This window comes from Microcoleus sp. B13-B6 (assembly GCF_036705405.1).
Classification (GTDB): domain Bacteria; phylum Cyanobacteriota; class Cyanobacteriia; order Cyanobacteriales; family Microcoleaceae; genus Microcoleus.
Genome location: NZ_JAUBUJ010000167.1, coordinates 5206 through 7937, shown reverse-complemented (window position 1 = coordinate 7937; position 2732 = coordinate 5206). Strand labels below are relative to the sequence as shown.

The window sequence follows — 2732 nt, the reverse complement described above, 5'->3', positions numbered from 1 at the left end:
CTTTGTAAACAAACAGATCCGCACCTGAACCGCCAGTCAGAATATCTGCACCGCTGCCGCCGCTGAGGATGTCAGCAAACTCAGTACCAGTGACGCTGTTAGCATCAGCATTTCCGGTAAACAAGACAGGAGTGGTGAAGTTGTAACCGCCTGCACCAGAACCGAAGTTGTTAAAGTCGGTTGGGTAAGTGTTCCCAGCAGCAGTTAAATCGACAATGCTGCCTGAGTTGGTAGTAGTACCAGCAGGAGAGGCGATCGTACCTGTAAATACAAAGTCCGCCGTTCCCAGATTGCTAGCAGCAGTACCCAGATTCGCTATCAAGGTAGAACCACCGGCCACCGTACCGTTCGAGTCAAAATACAACTCTGTTTCGTTCGACGCATTAGTAAAGGCGAAGAAACCAGCAGTTGTAGAATTGCCCAGGGCTTTAGCTTGTGCATCTTGCAAAGAGGCATAACTTCCGCCTGTGAAAATCACTAACTCTTTGCCAGTAATGTCAGGAGAAACCCCGCTAACACCGTCAAAGTTAGTCGTAGTCAAATTGCCGAAAGCGCTCGCGCTAAACTCGAATTTGTCTACCCCAACAGTAAAGTCGGAAATTTTATCGCCGCCTTCTTTAGTTGTCCTGTAAACAAACAGATCCGCACCAGTGCCGCCGCTTATGACATCCAAACCGAGGCCGCCGGTGATGGTATCGTTGCCGTCGCCGCCCTTGAGGTTATCGTTAAAATTGCTGCCGACAATCTTGTCATCGCCTGCTAAACCATCGAAATTAACTGCAGCCGGATAAGTGCCGAAATCCACATTGTCAGGGCCAGCAGTACCGACAGGAACATTTAGTGACGTGCCGCTGAAGACAAAGTTACTGACTTGCAGGCGAATGCTTGCCGAGAAACTCGTGAGAACTTCAAAGCGCGCCCCAACAGCAAATACCAGTACAGCACGACCGGTCTCGGCATCTATAAACTGACAGAAAGTAGGCGCTTCTCGGTTGCCACCCAAAGCTATAAACCGCGCTTGCAAAGACGCGATGCTGTTAACAGTGATATCCGTGGTGAAGTCGAGCAAATTAGCGCTGCCGATCGACCCAACAGCAGTAGTAGCCGTAATATCCAGTCGGGTCAAGCTAGAAACGATGAGATTACCAAAAGCTCCAGTAGAAAGCTCAAAAACATCGTCATCGACATTAAAGTCAGTAATAAAGTCAGCTTCTACAACTGTTTGAATCTCTTGGCGGGAAGTGCGGTAAACAAAGCGATCCTTTCCATTACCCCCTATTAGAGTATTGGTTCCTAGACCGCCTTCGATCGAGTCATCGCCCTCATTTCCGGTTAATGTGTCATTGCCACTACCGCCGATGATTTTGTCTATGCCGAGGCCACCGTCGATCGAGTCATCGTCATCACCGCCGTCGATCTCGTCATCGTCATCGCCGGCTTTAACTTTGTCCTTGCCTTTGCCTGCTTTGATTTTGTTTTTGCCTTTACCGACTTCGATCGAGTCATCGTCATCGCCACTGTCGATATCGTTATCGCCATCGCCGGCTTTAATTTTGTCCTTGCCTTTGCCGCCGATGATTTTGTTGTTGCCTTTGCCGACTTCGATCTCGTCATCGTCATCGCCGCTGTCGATATCGTTATCGCCATCGCCTGCTTTAATTTTGTCCTTGCCTTTGCCACCGATGATTTTGTCCTTGCCTGTGCCGGCTGTAATGTCATCGTCACCATCGCTGCCTTCGATGTCGTTATCCAGCGTCAGAGAACCGACAATAACTTGAGGTGCTGTAGTGCCAGCAAACTTAAAGAGATTTTGCTCGACATTCAAGCTAAAACGCTGGTTGATGAGAGATCTTTTGCCGTTGCTAACTTCAAAAGCAAAACTAAGCGCACCGACAAAACCTACTGCCGCTTTGAATTTTACCAAGCCTTCGTTAATGTCTGCTTGAGAGAAGGTAGAACCGACTTGTGCTGGGACTCCCTTAACCAATAGTTGGCCGGTTGTAGCATCGGGCAGCTCGGTTAGCTTGAAGACTGTGCCGCCAGGACCTTGCTCGTCATCGACAAACCGCAACAACTCAGGAGTAATAGTTTGCTCGCCGCCGCTGGAACCAGCAGTCAAGGGCTGATTAACTTCCGCTCGCGGAGGGTTAAAAATCGGAGGGGGAGTTTGAACCGGAGTGGGAGTTGGACTTGGAGTTGGAGTTGGAGTTTGAGGATTAACTCCCAAAAAGTCGCCAGCAGTGATCAGCGTTGCGTTGACATTCAACAATAGCGCCAAGGCGAAGTTATTGACCCGAATTTCGGTATTTGCACCGACTTGTATAAAGGTCAAGCTGCTAAAGTTCAAGTCGCCAAACAGCAGAAACTTGTCGCTGTCGTCTGCGTAGTCAGTGATGACTGCTTTTGCCCCAGAGGTACTGTTACTCACGACATAAACGTCATCTCCAGCACCGCCGACACAGGTATGGTTGCCAGTACCGCCCATCAGCGTATCGTTGCCGTTGCCGCCCATCAGCGTATCGTCGCCGTTGCCGCCGCCGCTAACGCTGTCGTCGCCGTCGCCGCCGTCTGCCATGTCATTACCGTCGCCAGTAACGAGGGTATCCTTGCCGCCACCGCCCATCACGCTGTCGTCGCCGCCACCGCCCATCACGCTGTCGTCGCCGTCGTCGCCTGCACAGTTGTCGTTGCCGTCGCCGCCGATCACGGTATCGTTGCCCGCACCGCCGCTA

1 protein-coding gene is annotated in these 2732 nt (G+C 51.1%); it reads right to left on the bottom strand.

Annotated elements, in window-relative coordinates; genetic code table 11:
* Window positions 1–2732 (bottom strand): cadherin-like domain-containing protein (locus QUB35_RS37050; RefSeq protein ID WP_333147779.1); only part of this gene is annotated, 2732 nt, incomplete at both ends.